Annotated in this window: 1 pseudogene; it reads left to right on the top strand. The window is 67.6% G+C overall.

From position 1 onward, the window contains the following. Window positions 1-140 precede the first annotated feature (140 nt). A pseudogene (locus tag ACZ3HH_RS29480) lies at window positions 141-361 on the top strand (hypothetical protein); the annotation flags it as partial.

The following is a 361-nucleotide window of genomic DNA, read 5'->3' as shown; positions in this document are numbered from 1 at the left end:
CGGGCGCGGCGACGACCACGACCACCCGGGATCTCTCCGGCCGACCGACGCGCATCACGGCGAAGACGGGCTCGGGTGCGACGGCGGTCGACATCGGGTACACGTACACGGCTCCCGGCGGCTCGAGCGACCGGGCGAACGTGCAGGCACGCACGTCCTACGCCGAACAAGGTCTGGCCGCCGGCACCGTGACAAGCTACACCTACGACTCCCGCAATCGCCTCACTCGTGCAGCCGAACAGGCGGGCACGTCACTAGGGGCGTCCTGGTCATACCGTTACGACAGGAACGGCAACCGCACCCAACAAGTGCGAAACATCGCCGGCAGTCCAGAGACCATCAGCTACACGTACGACGCGGC

Source organism: Pseudomonas sp. PME37.24/025, assembly GCF_055556615.1.
This window is presented reverse-complemented; position numbering and strand designations above follow the sequence as displayed.